Annotated in this window: 15 protein-coding genes; 8 read left to right on the forward strand and 7 right to left on the reverse strand. The window is 55.0% G+C overall.

Going from position 1 to position 16,004, the window contains the following annotated elements:
• Positions 1-111: 111 nt before the first annotated feature.
• The 3 genes from RGW60_RS14520 to RGW60_RS14530 form a co-directional block, all read right to left on the reverse strand.
• Entirely contained in the window at positions 112-1,215 is a 1,104-nt protein-coding gene (locus RGW60_RS14520; protein ID WP_322205254.1) for an ABC transporter substrate-binding protein, read from the reverse strand.
• Between the two features lie 220 nt (positions 1,216-1,435).
• Positions 1,436-2,878: an aldehyde dehydrogenase family protein gene (locus RGW60_RS14525; protein WP_322205255.1), complete on the reverse strand. Its 1,443-nt coding sequence runs from the start codon at positions 2,876-2,878 to the stop codon at positions 1,436-1,438.
• Positions 2,872-4,512, reverse strand: coding sequence for a 5-guanidino-2-oxopentanoate decarboxylase (locus RGW60_RS14530; protein WP_322205256.1), 1,641 nt, complete (start codon positions 4,510-4,512; stop codon positions 2,872-2,874). Before RGW60_RS14530 ends, RGW60_RS14525 begins: the two co-directional genes overlap by 7 nt.
• Positions 4,513-4,673: 161 nt before the next feature.
• Here RGW60_RS14530 and RGW60_RS14535 point away from each other — a divergent pair, with 161 nt between their 5' ends.
• Entirely contained in the window at positions 4,674-5,561 is an 888-nt protein-coding gene (locus RGW60_RS14535) for a LysR substrate-binding domain-containing protein (protein ID WP_322205257.1), read from the forward strand.
• Between the two features lie 39 nt (positions 5,562-5,600).
• Here the strand turns inward: RGW60_RS14535 and RGW60_RS14540 are convergent, their stop codons facing one another.
• The gene (locus RGW60_RS14540) at positions 5,601-6,215 is read right to left on the reverse strand and encodes an NAD(P)-dependent oxidoreductase (protein WP_322205258.1); all 615 of its coding nucleotides are present in this window, start codon (positions 6,213-6,215) and stop codon (positions 5,601-5,603) included.
• Between the two features lie 113 nt (positions 6,216-6,328).
• Here RGW60_RS14540 and RGW60_RS14545 point away from each other — a divergent pair, with 113 nt between their 5' ends.
• The 3 genes from RGW60_RS14545 (at position 6,329) to RGW60_RS14555 (ending at position 9,192) form a co-directional block, all read left to right on the forward strand.
• Positions 6,329-7,228, forward strand: coding sequence for a LysR family transcriptional regulator (locus RGW60_RS14545; RefSeq protein ID WP_322205259.1), 900 nt, complete (start codon positions 6,329-6,331; stop codon positions 7,226-7,228).
• A gap of 174 nt (positions 7,229-7,402) precedes the next feature.
• Complete coding sequence (locus tag RGW60_RS14550) at positions 7,403-7,555, forward strand: hypothetical protein (RefSeq protein WP_322205260.1); 153 nt, start codon at positions 7,403-7,405, stop codon at positions 7,553-7,555.
• A gap of 122 nt (positions 7,556-7,677) precedes the next feature.
• Positions 7,678-9,192 carry an MDR family MFS transporter gene (locus RGW60_RS14555; RefSeq protein ID WP_322205261.1) on the forward strand — a complete coding sequence of 505 codons (1,515 nt, stop codon included), beginning with the start codon at positions 7,678-7,680 and terminating at the stop codon, positions 9,190-9,192.
• Between the two features lie 54 nt (positions 9,193-9,246).
• On the opposite strand, the gene RGW60_RS14560 is transcribed toward RGW60_RS14555, so the two are convergent.
• Complete coding sequence (locus RGW60_RS14560) at positions 9,247-10,092, reverse strand: cache domain-containing protein (protein ID WP_322205262.1); 846 nt, start codon at positions 10,090-10,092, stop codon at positions 9,247-9,249.
• 219 nt (positions 10,093-10,311) lie between these two features.
• Here RGW60_RS14560 and RGW60_RS14565 point away from each other — a divergent pair, with 219 nt between their 5' ends.
• The 3 genes from RGW60_RS14565 to RGW60_RS14575 all read left to right on the forward strand — a co-directional run bounded on the left by RGW60_RS14565 (position 10,312) and on the right by RGW60_RS14575 (position 12,516).
• Positions 10,312-10,752: a hypothetical protein gene (locus tag RGW60_RS14565; protein ID WP_322205263.1), complete on the forward strand. Its 441-nt coding sequence runs from the start codon at positions 10,312-10,314 to the stop codon at positions 10,750-10,752.
• Positions 10,753-10,810: 58 nt separating this feature from the next.
• Complete coding sequence (locus RGW60_RS14570) at positions 10,811-11,632, forward strand: hypothetical protein (protein WP_322205264.1); 822 nt, start codon at positions 10,811-10,813, stop codon at positions 11,630-11,632.
• A gap of 359 nt (positions 11,633-11,991) precedes the next feature.
• Entirely contained in the window at positions 11,992-12,516 is a 525-nt protein-coding gene (locus RGW60_RS14575) for a hypothetical protein (protein ID WP_322205265.1), read from the forward strand.
• Here RGW60_RS14575 and RGW60_RS14580 read toward each other — a convergent pair.
• Entirely contained in the window at positions 12,452-13,582 is a 1,131-nt protein-coding gene (locus RGW60_RS14580) for a DUF3396 domain-containing protein (RefSeq protein ID WP_322205266.1), read from the reverse strand. The genes RGW60_RS14575 and RGW60_RS14580 overlap by 65 nt on opposite strands.
• A gap of 387 nt (positions 13,583-13,969) precedes the next feature.
• Positions 13,970-14,602, reverse strand: a complete 633-nt coding sequence (locus RGW60_RS14585) for a TetR family transcriptional regulator (RefSeq protein WP_322205267.1) — start codon at positions 14,600-14,602, stop codon at positions 13,970-13,972.
• Positions 14,603-14,841: 239 nt separating this feature from the next.
• Between RGW60_RS14585 and RGW60_RS14590 the strand changes: the two genes are divergently transcribed.
• Positions 14,842-16,002 carry an efflux RND transporter periplasmic adaptor subunit gene (locus RGW60_RS14590; protein WP_322205268.1) on the forward strand — a complete coding sequence of 387 codons (1,161 nt, stop codon included), beginning with the start codon at positions 14,842-14,844 and terminating at the stop codon, positions 16,000-16,002.
• Positions 16,003-16,004 lie beyond the last annotated feature (2 nt).

Here is a 16,004-nt window from a genome sequence, read left to right on the forward strand (position 1 = left end):
TAACCGCGCGGATCGAAGGGTGGTTTTGCATAGCAATAATCTCGTGTGAGATGGATTACAGCAGCGATACCGCCATCGCGAGCAAGCCTGCGCCTGTTCGCGATGAGCACATCAGGAAGAGAAAATCTCGGTGTAACGACGAATCCACTGGTCATGCACCGTCGCCAGAAAGGCGTTGTCGTGCATGATCGCTTTGTCGGCGATTTGTTCCGGGGTGAGGATGTATGGGCTCTTGCGCGCTTCAGCCGAGATGACGGCCTTGGCGTTGACCGGGCCATTGTAGATGTCTTCAGTCATCTTGCCCTGCACCACTGGGTCCAGAGAATGGTTGATAAAGGCGTATGCCAAGTCAGTATCGCCTGGACGGTTTTTCGGCATAACGGTCTGCATCAAGTCAGTGTAAAAGCCTTCTTTCATGCCGAACGTAGCGCCCAAGCCGTAGGCAGGATCGCGAAGTTGTTTCGGAAAAAAAGCAGGGGCATACAAGCCACCCATGTCCAGCGAACCGGTGCGGAACAATTCGGCGATCTGGTTAGGGTTCTCGCCAAGGGTCACTACACGGTCTTTAAGTTCGGCGAGCTTTTTGAAACCCGGCTCAACGTTGTGCTCGTCACCACCGGCCAATTTGGCGGCGATGATGATCAGGTCCATGGCCTCGGTCCAGTTGGGCGGCGGCAGAAAAATACTTGGTGCCAGATCCTTGTCCCACAGCGCAGCGTAGCTATCGGGGGCTTCTTTCACGGTGCGGGTGCTGTAAATCAGGCTGTTGCACCAGAGCAAGTAGCCGATGCCATGACCATTGGCGCCGGTGCGGTATTTCTCCGGGACGTCGACGATGTTGGGAATACGGTTAAGGTCTGGTTTTTCCAGCAGACCGGCGGCGGCCAAGCCTTCTGCGCCCACGCCCGCCAAGGTGATGATGTCGTATTGCGGGCGATCCCCACCGGCTTTGAGTTTGGCAACCATCTCTGAGGTGCTGCCGGTTCGGTCAGCGATGACCTTGGCGCCGGTTTTAGCTTCGAAGGTCGCTGCTATGTTGCGCAACGCTGCCAACCCGGTGTCATCGGACCACGTCAGTAAGCGCAAGGTTTTGCCTTGAAACTGGTTTTCGCTGGCGCTCGCCCGGATAAACGGCATGGACATCGCTGCGGCGGCAACCGATGCAACACCCACCGTCTTGATGAATTGCCTTCTGTTCAGATCATGCTCGCCCATGACGGACTCCGTTGCTTTCTTAAGTGAGGTGATCGCGTCTTCGCCCCAGGCTGAGTGCGCGCGCCCGATCAGCTACAGCACCCGTAAATCGAGGGTTTAGCTGAGTTGACGGGGTCATCCTGAGGCGACGAGAAAGAGGCAACAATCGAAAGTTTGTCATCGAAGCCATGTGTCAAACGCATGCCTCGAAAGAAGGCATGCGTTTGCTGTTATCGAGCTTCTAGACGCTTCTGATGATGTGTTTTATTTCCTGGAAAGCGTGCAACCCCCATGGCCCCAGCTCACGTCCGATACTGCTGTGTTTGTAACCGCCCCACGCCGTTTGGGGGAAGATTACCTGGGGCGCGTTTATCCACACCAGCCCCGCCTGCAGGGCGTTTGCGACTCGATTGGCAGTCTCGATATTGCGGCTGACGACACTGGCCACCAAGCCAAATTCGCTGTCGTTGGCCAACGCAATAGCCTCGGTTTCGGTAGTGAAGCTACGCACGCACAGCACCGGGCCAAAAATCTCTTCGCGCCACAATGCACTGTCCAAGGGCACACCCGTGAACAGCGTCGGCCGCAAAAAATATCCGCGAGGCAATTTCGCAGGCCTTTCGCCGCCGCATACCAGCTGCGCACCGTCACTGATAGCCGCCGCGATATGGCTAAGCACTCGCTGGTATTGCACCTGATTAACCAACGCGCCCATTTCGACGTCAGGGTCAAAGGGGTCAGCAACATGAATAGCGTTGGCACGCGCTTTGAGTTTTTCCAGGAATACGTCAGCCAATTCCTCGGCGACCAATACCCGGCTGGTGGCCGAGCACATCTGCCCGGCGTTGAAAAATCCGCCGCCACTAGCGAGCTCGACGGCCAACTCAACATCGGCATCTGCCAGCACCAACAACGAGGATTTGCCACCCAATTCCAGACTGACGCCCTTCACTGTTTCAGCGGCGCGCTGCATCACCTGAACGCCCACCGCGTTGCTGCCGGTGAAGGAGATTTTCGCAACGCCAGGATGCGCCGCCAAGGGCGCCCCGACCCCAAGCCCGGTGCCACAGACCAAGTTGAAGACACCCGCAGGTAAGCCGCATTGAGCGATGATATCGGCCAGCTCCAGCTCTGGCAGCGGCGTGACTTCCGACGGTTTCAATACCACGCAACATCCGGCCGCCAAGGCCGGGGCTAGCTTCCATGCAGTGGTGACCATCGGAAAATTCCAGGGCACGATCAACGCCACAACGCCGCACGCTTCATGACGCAAGCGCGCTGAAAAGTCGTTGCTGGGCAACGGCACGGCGCTGTCTTGATCTGCGTCCAGCGCGTCGGCAAGAACGGCGTAATACTCGAAGGTCGCGATCACGTCATCGACATCAATGGCCGCCTCGAATAATGGTTTGCCGTTGTTGAGCGATTGCAGTTGGATCAAGCGCCCGCGGCGTTCTTGCACCCCGCTGACGATCTTGCGCAACACCGCGCCACGAACGGCCCCGGAGGTTTGCGACCAGACCGGAAACGCCGATTGCGCCGCCTGCACGGCGTGTTCAACCGACGTTTCATCACCGCCGGCTACGATAGCCAAAGGCACTTCCGTGGCCGGATTGATCACTGAGAGCATTTCGCTGCCAGACAACCAGTGTCCATTTATGTAAAGACCGTGTTGGGCGCTCAGCATGATTTCAACCCGTTCATCCACTGTGTCTGGTCGATTTCGATCAGGGTCGGACCTTGACGGTCATCCGCTGCACGCAAGGCCGCTTTCAGTTGTTCAACACCAGAAACGGCTTGGGCAGCACAGCCCAACGCTTTGGCGACGGCGACAAAATCAGGGGTATAAATATCGACGCCCACCGGCTCAATGGCGCGATTGATCATGTACTTTTTGATTTCTTCGTAGCCCTGGTTATTCCAAAGCAACACGATAATCGGCGTGCGCGCTTCGACGGCGCTGGCCAATTCGGCAAGGGTAAATTGCAAACCGCCGTCGCCGATCAGGCACACCACTGCGCCCCGGTTGCTCGCGTCAGACCCACGGCCAAGCCACGCACCAATGGCGGCGGGCAAGGCGTAGCCGAGGGTGCCGTAGCCGGTCGATGAGTTGAACCAGCGCCGTGGTTGCTCAAGATTGAGCGTCAGGTTGCCGGTGTACACCGGCTGGGTGGAGTCGCCGACAATTACCGCGTCCGGAAGAATATCGAGTAACGCTTGCAAAAAAAACGTCTGCCCGCGAGTGGCTTCGTCCCATGTCGCTTCAAGTGTTTCGCGCAACACGGCGCTGCGCTGCTGGCCCCAATCTGCACGGCGTGTGGCCAGTTCTGTGGCCGTCAGTCCGCTAAGCAACGCCTGCGTAGCGGTATCGGCATCAGCGACCAGCGCAACGTGCGGCCGATAATTGCGCACGGTTTGGTCGGGATCGATATCGATCCGCAACAACGTACCAGGAATTTCAAAACCTCCAGCGAAGGTGATGTCGTAGTCGGTTTCGGCCAGCTCAGTACCGATGGCCAGCACGACGTCGGCCTCGGCCACCAACGCCCGCGTGGCTACCAATGATTGGGTCGAGCCGATCAATAACGGGTGACGCGAGGGCAGCATACCTTTGGCGTTGATAGTCAATGCGACTGGAGCATCCAGCAGCTCGGCGAGCTGTGTCAGTGCGCAGGCGGCGTCGATAGCGCCACCGCCGGCCAGAATCAGCGGTCGTTTCGCGGCAGCCAGAAGGCCGACCATCTGTGCAACGGCAGCCGGGGCGGCACCGGCGCGGCTAATACTGACTGGTGGACTATTGAGCAGGTCGTCAGCGTTTTCCACCAATACATCAAGCGGAATCTCGATGTGCACCGGCCGCGGACGTCCGGCCTGAAACAACGCAAACGCCCGGGCCAATACCCCAGGCAATTCCGACGCCGACATTAACGTGTGGGAAAACGCGGCGACGCCAGCGACCAGGTTGCTCTGAGATGTCAGCTCATGGAGCTTTCCGCGTCCTCCGCCCAACTGATTGCGCGATTGCACGCTTGAGATAACCAGCATCGGAATTGAGTCAGCATAGGCTTGGCCCATGGCCGTGGTGATGTTGGTCATGCCAGGGCCGGTGATGATGAAACACACACCGGGCTTACCGCTGGTGCGCGCATAACCATCGGCCATGAAGCCAGCGCCCTGTTCATGACGCGGCGTGACATGGTTGATTGATGAGCCCGCGAGCCCACGGTACAACTCGACGGTATGCACACCGGGGATGCCGAAGACCTGCTCGACACCGTAGCCTTCGAGCAATTTGACCAATACTTCGCCGCACGTTGCCATGTTTGTCCGCCTTCCTTCTGTTTGGAGCTGCAAAAACATCCCGACGCTTACGGCTGCGGGACAGGCTACAGATGAGCCGCAATTGGACCCGTGCGGCCATATCTGTGACAAGGCAAAAAATGTCATGCTAGGCATGTCCTCACTTCATGCCTGAGCGCCAAATGAAACGCCTTCCTCCCCTGCCTGCCCTGCATACCTTCCTGGTTACGGCCCAGTGTTGCAATTTCACGCGGGCCGCCGAACTGCTGCACATCACCCAAGGCGCGGTGAGTCGGCAGATTTCCGGGCTGGAAAGTCATTTGGGCTATGCACTGTTTCAGCGTCAAGCGAGAGGGTTGAGCCTGACGACTCAAGGAAGCGACTTGTTCCCACGAATTCAGAAGGTGTTTTCGTTGATCGACGAAGCCGTAGAACAAGTCGGTGCGAAACGCGAAACCTTAAGACTGAAGGCACCGACCTGCATGATGCGCTGGTTGTTGCCACGCTTATTGCAGTGGCAAAAAGAGCGCCCAGAGGTGCCGGTGGAATTGACCACGACTATTCAGCATGCGGTGGATTTTCGCCGAGAGGAGTTTGATGCCGCCGTGGTGTACGGCGCCCCCCCGGCCAATTCGGTGGTGGCGCATCACCTGTTCGACGAGCAACTGACGCCGGTATGTTCGCAACAATTATTGAGCGGGCTGATCCCGCTCAATACATTGGCCGATCTGGAGCAGCACATGTTGCTGCATCCGACCCGTGATCAGCGCGATTGGGAAACCTGGCTCAAGGCCGCCGGCACCACGGTGAATAACATCGCAAAGGGCCAGCACTTTGACACGCTTGACCTGGCTATGTCGGTGGCGTCCCAAGGCACTGGCGTGGCCATTGGCGACTGGGCATTGATCGGCGAAGACCTCAGCGCTGGTCGGCTGGTAATGCCTTTCGACCTTAAGGTGCGAACCGGCGCTGCGTATTACTTGGTCTATCCGGATCGCTCTGCCCCTTCACCACAGCTGCGCGAACTGATCGACTGGTTGCTGACTCAAGCGGCTGAGCGGAGCGATTAATACGCCTCGCTAACACGTTGGGTCCGACCGCAAACCGCGTTAATAACCGACGGTAATACGCTGGCGCGAATGATTGTGCCGTTCGATTTCGTCGAGCATCGCGATGGCAAAATCCGCGAAACTGATCGAACTATTGCCGTTGGCATCCACCAGCAAATCGTCTCCACCTAGCCGAAAGACGCCAGTACGTGGGCCTTCTATGAACAGTGCCGATGGCGACAAGAAGGTCCAGTCCAGATCTTTTTCCTGACGCAGCACCTCCAGAAATGCGACTCCGGCAGCGGCCTCGGCTTTGTATTCTTCAGGGAAATCAGGTGTGTCGATCACCCGCACGCCTGGCGCTACGAACAGGCTACCCGCGCCGCCCACCACCAACAACCGAGGAACGCCTGCGCGTTTTACCGGCTCTATGGTTGTGCCAGCCGACACCGAAGAAAAGTGCGTGGAACTGATAACCACATCATGTCCAGCAACGGCTTCGGCATAGGCCTTGCCATCATTAACGTCCAGATTTTTTGTAACGACGCCTGAACGTCCAGCCAACGATGAAGCGTCACGAGCAATAGCTGTAACACTATGACCACGGCGCAGAGCCTCTTCCAGTAGCTGGCTGCCAGCGCGACCGGTAGCGCCGATAATTGCGATCTTGCTCATGGTGACTCTCCGTAATAAGCGTGGGATTAATGGAATGAACAAAGCTTAGCGGCGCGATTAGTTTAAAAAAATGCCATGCTTGAACATAGTTTGTTTCATGGATCGGGCAAATTATGGATCGTTTGATTGCAATGCAGGTGTTTGTCACGGTGGCGGATTTGGGCAGCCAGTCTGCGGCAGCGGATTTTCTGGACCTCTCGCGCCCAGCCATTTCTCGCTATCTGGCCGAGCTGGAAGAATGGGTTGGTGCACGGCTGATGCACCGCACTACACGTAAACTTAGCCTGACCGCTGCGGGCAACGACACCCTGCCACGCTGCCGGCAGATACTGGACCTGTCAGCCGACATGCAAGCGAGCGTGAGCGCTGCGGAGCAGCCATTGCGCGGCAAGTTGCGCATTAGCGTCAGCACTTCATTTGGTCACGCGCATCTGGCCGATGCGATCAGTGAATTCCTCCGGCTGCACCCCGACGTCAGCATCGATATGCAGTCAATGGACAGAACCGTGAATTTGGTTGATGAACGTATCGATCTGGCCATTCGCGCCAGCAACGACTTGGACCCGAATCTGATCGCCCGCCGCTTGACTGTTCTTCGATCGGTGATCTGTGCTTCGCCAGGCTACCTGCGCGAACATAACACCCCAGCACGGGTAGAGGATCTCAGCGCCCACAACTGCCTGACACATACTTATTTCGGCACCAGGCTTTGGCATTTTGAGCAGGATGGTGAGCAGATTGCCGTGCCCATTCAAGGGTCATTCAGCACCAACGACTCATCGGCGCTGGTGCGGGCTACGTTAGCTGGTGCAGGGGTGGCTATGCTGCCGACTTATCTGACAGGTACCTTCTTACGCAACGGTACGTTGATTCAACTAGTGCCCGATGCACCCCCACGCAATCTCACACTTTATGCGGTCTATGCATCGCGCAAGCACATGCCGGCGGCCTTGCGCAGTCTTGTGGATTTTTTTTCAGAACGTTTCAAAGACGAGAACGAATGGCTACGCTAAGCATGCACGCTACCTATATGACTATTGGTCGCGCAGGCTCTCAGTAAATTAGCGATAACTAGACGCAAACTGCATGCAGACGAGAACTGTCCTACACTTGACTTAATCCTTTTAAAAACACGTTTTTAAAGTCGGATAGAGGTGGGCAACATGATAATTACAAAAAGAAGAACCATGGCCGTACTTTCAGTCGCTGTCGTCTTGGCCATTTACGCCGCTGGTGCTTATAGAATCGAGGAAGCCCGGCAAGCGCCGCGTTTCTCCATTTGCACCGCCAACCACTGCGCGCCTCAAGACGCGACCTTTGCTGGACTGAGCCTCAAGTAGGCCGCCTTCTCGTTCTACCTCATTGCATACGGCCCTATCGAATAGCGTGCTATCGGATTAGACTGACCAGCCTCTTCCTGCCGACCTTTGCGGCAGGTTTTCACTGCTAGTTGGGCGCTATCTTGACCAGTCTGAACCAACCCAAACCTGCTATCCGCAGCGTGCTATTCGCGCTCATGATGGCGGTCTTTCTTAGCGCGCTTGATCAGACCATTGTTGCGGTCTCGATGCCGGCAATCTCCGCCCAGTTCCACGATTTTGATCTCCTCGCCTGGGTGATTTCCGCCTATATGGTCGCGATGACCGTTGCCGTGCCCATCTACGGCAAGCTCGGCGATCTTTACGGTCGACGCAACCTGATGCTGTTTGGCCTCGGGCTATTTACCTTGGCGTCGCTGTTCTGCGGCATGGCTCAGAGCATGGAGCAATTGGTGCTGGCACGGATCATCCAGGGGATTGGCGCCGGGGGAATGGTCTCGGTCAGCCAAGCGATCATTGGCGACATCGTGCCGCCGCGTGAACGCGGGCGTTATCAAGGGTACTTCAGCGGTATGTACGCCGTAGCCAGTGTCGCCGGTCCGGTACTGGGCGGCGTCATGACGCAATACTTGTCTTGGCGCTGGGTATTTTTGATCAACTTACCGCTGGGGCTGAGCGCCTGGTGGATCGCCCGACGGACATTGATCGGTTTGCCCGTTCCGCAGCGCACGCCAATCATCGACTACTTAGGCACGGTCTTGATGATCATTGGTTTAAGCGCCCTGCTGCTGGGCGTCACCGAGATCGGTCAAGGCCATGGCTGGCACGACCCCGAAGTATTGGTGCTGCTCGGCGTAGCGCTGCTCGCACTGGCAACCTTCGTCTGGTACGAGCGCCGAGCACGGGAGCCTTTGTTACCGATGCATCTGTTTGCCAACCGCACGGCGGTGCTGTGTTGGTGCACCATGTTTTTTACCAGTTTTCAATCGATCTCATTAATCGTCCTGACGCCATTGCGGTTCCAGACCGTAACCGGTGGCGGCGCAGACGCAGCCGCGTTGCACCTGTTGCCGCTGGCGATTGGCATGCCGATGGGCGCTTTTTTTGGCGGACGTAGAACATCGCTGACAGGGCGTTATAAACCGTTGATTCTCGCCGGCGCACTGATGATGCCCTTCGTGGTGCTGGGCATGGCGTTCACACCGCCGCAGTCGGTTCTGATCACCAGCGTATTAATGGTGTTGACCGGTTTCGCCTGCGGCTTACAATTCCCGACGTCACTGGTGGGCACGCAAAACTCAGTTGATCCCACCGACATGGGCGTTGCGACCAGTACTACCAACTTGTTCCGCTCACTGGGCGGCGCGGTGGGCATTGCGCTGATGTCAGCACTGTTGCTGGCGATGTTGCAGAATTCCGGGATTGGTCAGCTCAATGGCGGACCGGTGGGAGCAGCCAGTTCGGGCAATCTGCTGATGGACAGCTTGAATGCGGCCAGTGGCCCGGCCTTGGAGATTTTACGAGGGGAGCTATCGCTAACGTTTCGCCATCTGTTGATGATCAGCGCAGGGATTTCACTGCTGGGCTTGGTCGCCGCTATCGCGATGCCGAACAAACTACTGCGTGGTCGGGCCCACGGTGACAAGAGCACTGCGTGAAGCCCGCCCCCATCAGATCGCCAAGCGAGGGCGATCTGATGATTTTCTACTAGATCAGCGGCTGTAATAACCCACCGCCACCAGGAAGTGGCCGACCTTGCGCACGTAAGCGTGCTTGTTCTCGATTTTGCTGGTCACCGGGTTACGCCAGCGATAATCATACTCGCCATCGTTTTGCTTGTTGATGAGCGCCAGTATCGACTCGCCGACAGGTTTGCCTTCCGGATCCTTGACCTTGCTGAAGTCAGTTTTAACCAACCGCACGTTAGTGCCGTGGGCGACATAGCGGTGGTCATTCAAATCGACGACGAATACGTACAGATCATCCTGGAGGAAACCGCCTTTCAGGCTGTTGATATTGTTGATGGTACCGGTTTCGTCTTTGACCAGCGCGGCAGAGGCTTTTTCCAATAGCGCTTTGGCTTGTTCGGCCGAGGCCCGTGGCAGGTAATAACCCACCGCCAGTACCCGATCACCCACACGCTTGTAATAAACGCGCTTGCGTTCGACCTTGCCGTCGTTCTGGTTTTGCCAGCGGTATTCGGCTTCCTGGATGCCGTTGGCTTGCGTGCTGAGAATGTCTTTAAAGGCGTTCTGTAGATCCGGGCTCAGCGTGGGCATCACGTCCCGCCCGATCAATACGGCCGACGGTCCGCCGCTCGCCAGCATCACACCGTTCACATCAACCACGAAAACATAAAGTTCGCCATTGACGAACTCCCCCTGCCGACTGAACTCGGCAAACGCGTTGTCACCTTGCTTCTGGTATTCGGCCAGCGCCTTGATCAACAAATCCTTGGCTGCCTGCCCGTCATCGGCGGCTTCAGCTGCCCATGCCTGGCTGCTTAAGCACAGACACAACAACCAGCCGAGCATCGCACTCATCCGTAGTCGCTTCATACCGCATCCCCATTCTTATTATTGAAGTTGCCAGAGCTTAGACGTAAGCCGCACTTATGCCCATCAGCCCTATCAAGAAACGTCCCACACCCGAAGCGGAAACGTCCGTATTAAGGGTTTTTCGTCGCTGCCGATTGATGAGGGGAAGGATTTACAGAGTGATGAAACGACCGATTGTGGTCGCTATGGATCAATTTGATAGATAGGAATTTGACCGTTATGAAGTGTGCAAAGAAAGCAGTATTGGCTGGTTTTTTGGGGTTGGTGGCGAGCGTTAGCAGTGTGGCGGCCAGTGCTAATACGGAAACGAAGATTTTCGTTAATAACCGGACGTCTGCGTCGGCAGTGTTTGGCCCTGGGCAATTTTCCGGAAGTGTCACGCCGCCCCCCGGCCAAATTGATGGAGGCAGGAGCACAAATTTCACATTGACCAGCTTCGGCTATCAGGCATCGGGCATACGCTTCACCTACACCGCCGGGACTAAGAAATGCCGATTCACGGCGTCCCATTTAGCAATGCCATCAATGCGCGGACATATTCCGACCTGGAAAAAAGCCGGCGAATCCATCGGCTCATCGCGCGCGACGTGTACTGCCTCGATCTCACTTCCGACACTGGGCATTCCGTTTAACTACACCGTGAACTTCACCATTCAATAACACACCTGCAGGGCACTTGCCTGCAGGTGCCCTGCCTTAAAAAGCAGGGAGCTATCTCATGACGATTTCCGCCAACGCGACTGCCGCAACGTCTTACCCTCCGCAGTTTCTTGTCCGTTTTGACCAAACGGGAAATACACGAGAAACATCAACGGCACTGGCGCATGACGCCCAGAGTGAAACCACGTCGTCAGTAACCATTTCCAAAGAAGCGCAGGGGTTATACCAAGAAGAACAATCCGTAAAAACAACGCCCCGGTCAAAAGCCGAACTTCAAGCTATCTGGCACCGCACTCAGGGAGCTTCGAGCTGGAAAATTGGTTTTATGGAGCAAGTAAACAGTCAAGGCAAAGCATCGCCGCTGATGATGCAAAAGCCGTTGGACACATCCCCCGCCAGGTTGGCTCAAGCGGAACAAGCCGCCTCATTTATGCTTTTCTCACATACCACTGGCAGTGAAACCGGCAACCCGTACGAATCTCTTTCGAGAGACGAATTATGCGACATCCTTTATGACGAGACCGGCAACCATACCCCCGCCGAACGTTACCTGGCGTCACGCACCCAGCAGCTAAAAGACTTCGAATACATGACCAGGAACACCAACCGCGACGGTACTCCTTATCGCGCGCTAATCGCTTTCTGCGATGCGCAATCAGACGTCGAGCGCTCGATGTACCCCGAAGGTCATAGGGAGCAGCTACTCAGGTTCTTGAAAGAAGCAGAAGACAATGGGTATCCCAATACCGAAGAAGCAACCTGGGACCCGTGGATGAGCAAATATTTCCGCAAGTCTGATGCTAACTCGCTCGTTGCGCAGTGCACGCTCATTGAACCCCTGCCAGCCAAAACCACTGAGTCCGCCCCTGCTGCGGCATGAATGCAGTTGAGCGTATTCACGGGCGAGCGTTATCCAGCAGGGAGCTTTTTCATGTCGATGCCAGTTAGTTCAAATATTCCAACATTCATCATTCCAACCACCGTTACTCGGGGGGATCAGCCAAGTTACGAATCAGCCACGCAAACATCCTCAGGGCAAAATTCCAGCAGTGATAACACTGCGTCAGTAACCCTTTCACCTGAAGCCCACGGGTTGTACCGCCACGAACAATCAGCAGTAAACACACCGCGATCGAAGTCCGAACTTCAAGCTATCTGGCATCGCACCCACGGAGCGTCGAGCTGGAAAGTCGGGTTATCAATCAAGTAAACAGTCAAGGACAAACATCACCGCTGCTGATGCAAAAACCGTTGGACACCTCCCACGATAGGCTGGCACAAGCGGAGCAAGTCGCTTCTTTTCTTTTTATTTCACATACCACCCGTACCGAAATCGGCAACCCTTATGACTCACTTTCGAGAGAGGAATTATGCGACATCCTCTACGATGAGACCGGCAACCATACCCCTGCCGAACGCTACTTGGCGTCACGCACGCAGCAGAGAAAAGACTTCGAATACATGACCAGAAACAGCAACCGCGACGGTATTCCTTATAAAGCGATCATCGCTTTCTGCGATGCGCAATCTGACGTTGAACGCTCGATGTACCCCGACGGTGATAGAGAGCAGTTACTCAGGTTCTTGAAAGAAGCAGAAGACAATGGGTATCCCAATACCGAAGAAGCAACTTGGGATCCTTGGATGACGAAATACTTCGGCAATGCCACCCCTAACTCGCCAATCGCGGAGCGAACGCTCATTCAGCCGCTCCCACCCAAAACCATTGAGTCCGCCCTTTCAAGTGTGGAAAAGTTGGCATGATGTCGCCCGTATGAAATAAACCCCGCGAACGTGCCTTAGCATTACTTGACCAATAGCCCGTGTGCGTACAGGTTTCGCCAGCATCCAGTGGTGCCGGCGGCTGCTCATCGAACCGAGCGTGCCAAGCGATGGAAGCCGCTTCTCCGAAGGTTTCGCCCAAAATTGAATAAGGATGAAGACACCCTGTAGCTCGCACACGAATCGGTTTGACGGCTTTATTAATTTCGACATAAGCAGCTGGCGTTTCTCCATCCGATCCGCCCAAGCTCGGTAATTGCCCCGCACGAATAATCAGACCGTCATCGTATGACTGGAAAACAATGTCGCTGCGACCACTCAGCCGACGTCTTAACGCGTCGTTCCCACCCAGCTGACTGACAAATCGACTTCCCAGCACCGTGTACCAACTCACGCCCTTGATATGGTCCAGCAGTCTTAAACTTTCTATGTGGGGCGAAGGATCAACTATTAAGCCGATGTACTGTTTTGCCAATAAGAACTCCTGCGAAAAATATTGCTGACCGTCATAGGGAAGCGTACAGGCTAAGCCACCGTAGCCATGCTCAGCACGCACTTGATTGCACAAATACTTGAGCCATTCTTGGTAACGTCGAGCGCCATCGGGCTCAAGCAGGATTGACCATGGCAATACCATCTTCAAACACGAGCGGTCTATTGAAGATTGGCTGCGAGGGGTATTCATTACAAATAGTCGATATTGAGCTACCTGCTGCAAGGTGGCACTGCCGATAGACCACACAAATTGATCATCTGGCGAACTTTCAAGTATTTTGTTACGGCAGTACGCAAAGCTACTGGCAGTCAGCTTGCGCTGTTTTTTGTAGAGCTGGCAGCTTAAATAACACCTGAATTCTTTACGAAATCTGCTAAAACAGTCAGTTACACGTGACTTGATTTCCGCCGTGTCCCCGCGCTTGAAGTACAGCGTGGCAATCAACCCAAGCCGAACGATCGGTAGACCCTGAATTGAGTTTAACGCGAAATTTTCTGCCTGATCAGCCAGCCTATTCAAAGCCTTCACGTCATCCAAGGTCTTTTCCGACATACCCGGTCCCCACAATCATTTATTTTCTGACTGCGGAGACTGAACGGTCTTTAAAAAGGGGGCAATACACCGAAATTAGTTTGGGAAATCAGCTACATCGATAAAGAATCGTCCTACTCGCAGGGCACAAATTTACGCAGACTTTCGAAGCATTCATTGGTCCCGCCTCAACAACCTTGCGAGGGGCGGCCTTCGATATCCGTAGGGCAAAGTTAGAAAAACATCAAGAACCAAACCAAAGCATTAACAACAGCGACGGACCGACGCCTCAAAAACGAGACGTTAGTACTTTGCAAATCAACTATTAAAATGAGGAGTACAACGCTATAAGTACAGGCGAGGTGCTATCCAATTATATTCATTCCGATAGCGCCCTAACCCATATGGTCAGCCGCGCAGGGCAGGACTCAGCCGCAGCAAGTCCAAGCCGGTGTCGACCAGCACCTCGGCATCTTTACTCAGGTTATAGCTGTCCGGGATTAGTAACCACTGACCAAGAATGCCATCAACATAGGCATGCAGACAGATCGATGCACGGACCGTATTCAATGCAGCTGGCATTTGGCCCTTACGCACGGCGTTAGTTAAAGCGAGGCCCATACGGTCGTTACATTCAAGCGCGGCAATTTGCCGCTGACGACGCAAATCACACATTTCATCGGTAAATTCACATTTATGAAACAAAATTTCATTGATGCGACGAGTTTTCGGATCAAGCGCAACTTGCTGAAACAAATTTATCAGAAGCTTGCGCATGCAGCCCAGCGGGTCTACTTCATCTTCACTTTCGCTGGCGCGGGCCATTTCTTCGAGGGGCTCATGCAAGCTGTCAAGCATTGCTTGAACCAGATCGGCTTTGTTACTGAAGTGCCAGTAGATAGCGCCTCGCGTCACACCTGCAAGGGCTGCTACATCGGCCAACGTGGTGCGGGCTACGCCTCGCTCATAAAAGGCTTTCTCGGCAGCTTCCAGAATTTGGCTCCGCGTTTCCTGAGCTTCTTCTTTCGTGCGTCGGACCATGGCAGTAAAACCTCAATTAATTTATCTTTGGCCTATAGCTCTGAGCGAAAGACCTTACCGGGCAGCCTTTGTATTGCCTTGTCCCGGGCCTACAATTTCCAGCTCGCCCTATCAGACAACTCAGGACGGGTATTTACAAACAACCATGAACGTAAGTATATTCATTAGCAACCTAATTATCTAGCCGAAACCTTTTTTCACTTTCTCGAGCTACTTAAGCTCCTGACCCGAGGATCTTCATGCATTTCAAGCCAGCTGTTTCCGTTCTGGTGGCTGCAATCGCGTTGGCATCACTGCTGAGCGGATGTAATCAAAAGCAAGAGGCGGCGCCTGCCCCACCCCCTCCTCAGGTCGGCGTAGTTACCGTGAAAACTCAGACTTACACCCAGACAACCGATCTTCCGGGGCGAACGACTGCGTTTCGCATCGCCGAAGTTCGTCCCCAAGTCAATGGCATCATTCTCAAGCGATTGTTCACTGAAGGCGGCGACGTCAAAGCGGGTGATCAGCTCTACCAGATCGATCCAGCTATCTACGAAGCTACAGCTACCAGCGCCAAGGCGACTTTACAGTCGGCCAAGTCGTTGTCTGATCGCTACAAGCAGTTGGTCAACGAGCAAGCTGTAAGCCGTCAAGAATTCGACACGGCGCGGGCCAGCAGCCTTGAAGCCCAGGCAGCCTTGCAAACCGCCGAAATTAACCTGCGCTACACCAAGGTACTTGCACCTATTTCGGGTCGCATTGGTCGCTCTGCCGTGACTGAAGGTGCGTTGGTTAACAATGCCCAGACCAATGCCATGGCGGTGATTCAACAACTTGACCCGATCTACGTCGATGTTACCCAGTCGTCCGCAGACCTGCTGGCACTGCGTCGTCAACTGGATAGCGGCAAATTGCAAAAAGCCGGTGATAACGCTGCCAAGGTCAAATTGACTCTGGAAGACAACAGCGCCTACCCACTTGAAGGCAAACTGGAATTCTCAGAAGTATCGGTCGACCAGACCACTGGTTCCGTAACCCTGCGCGCCAAGTTCCCTAACCCCAAACACACATTGCTGCCGGGTATGTTCGTCCATGCACAATTGCAGGCGGGCATAAACTCGGCAGCCATTCTGGTACCACAACAGGGCATAACCCGTGATTTAAAAGGCTCCCCAACAGCGCTGATCGTTAACGCGGACAACAAAGTTGAACTGCGTCAGCTCACGGCCTCGACGACTGCGGGCAGCCAGTGGTTGATTGACAGTGGCCTTAAAGTGGGTGATCGAGTAATTACCGAAGGCCTTCAGTACGTCAAGCCTGGCGTGGAAGTCAAAGCAACTGAGGCAACTAACGTCGCCCCTGCTAACCCGGCACCTGCACCGGCCACTGATAAAGCCGCGAGCAGTAAAGGGGAGTAATC

This window comes from Pseudomonas sp. AB6, assembly GCF_034314105.1.
In the GTDB taxonomy this organism is placed as follows: domain Bacteria; phylum Pseudomonadota; class Gammaproteobacteria; order Pseudomonadales; family Pseudomonadaceae; genus Aquipseudomonas.

Coding starts and splice junctions, on each gene's coding strand:
- RGW60_RS14520 (WP_322205254.1), bottom strand. CDS start 1,215: ATGGGCGAGCATGATCTGAACAGAAGGCAATTCATCAAGACGGTGGGT.
- RGW60_RS14525 (WP_322205255.1), bottom strand. CDS start 2,878: ATGCTGAGCGCCCAACACGGTCTTTACATAAATGGACACTGGTTGTCT.
- RGW60_RS14530 (WP_322205256.1), bottom strand. CDS start 4,512: ATGGCAACGTGCGGCGAAGTATTGGTCAAATTGCTCGAAGGCTACGGT.
- RGW60_RS14535 (WP_322205257.1), top strand. CDS start 4,674: ATGAAACGCCTTCCTCCCCTGCCTGCCCTGCATACCTTCCTGGTTACG.
- RGW60_RS14540 (WP_322205258.1), bottom strand. CDS start 6,215: ATGAGCAAGATCGCAATTATCGGCGCTACCGGTCGCGCTGGCAGCCAG.
- RGW60_RS14545 (WP_322205259.1), top strand. CDS start 6,329: ATGGATCGTTTGATTGCAATGCAGGTGTTTGTCACGGTGGCGGATTTG.
- RGW60_RS14550 (WP_322205260.1), top strand. CDS start 7,403: ATGGCCGTACTTTCAGTCGCTGTCGTCTTGGCCATTTACGCCGCTGGT.
- RGW60_RS14560 (WP_322205262.1), bottom strand. CDS start 10,092: ATGAAGCGACTACGGATGAGTGCGATGCTCGGCTGGTTGTTGTGTCTG.
- RGW60_RS14565 (WP_322205263.1), top strand. CDS start 10,312: ATGAAGTGTGCAAAGAAAGCAGTATTGGCTGGTTTTTTGGGGTTGGTG.
- RGW60_RS14570 (WP_322205264.1), top strand. CDS start 10,811: ATGACGATTTCCGCCAACGCGACTGCCGCAACGTCTTACCCTCCGCAG.
- RGW60_RS14575 (WP_322205265.1), top strand. CDS start 11,992: ATGCAAAAACCGTTGGACACCTCCCACGATAGGCTGGCACAAGCGGAG.
- RGW60_RS14580 (WP_322205266.1), bottom strand. CDS start 13,582: ATGTCGGAAAAGACCTTGGATGACGTGAAGGCTTTGAATAGGCTGGCT.
- RGW60_RS14585 (WP_322205267.1), bottom strand. CDS start 14,602: ATGGTCCGACGCACGAAAGAAGAAGCTCAGGAAACGCGGAGCCAAATT.
- RGW60_RS14590 (WP_322205268.1), top strand. CDS start 14,842: ATGCATTTCAAGCCAGCTGTTTCCGTTCTGGTGGCTGCAATCGCGTTG.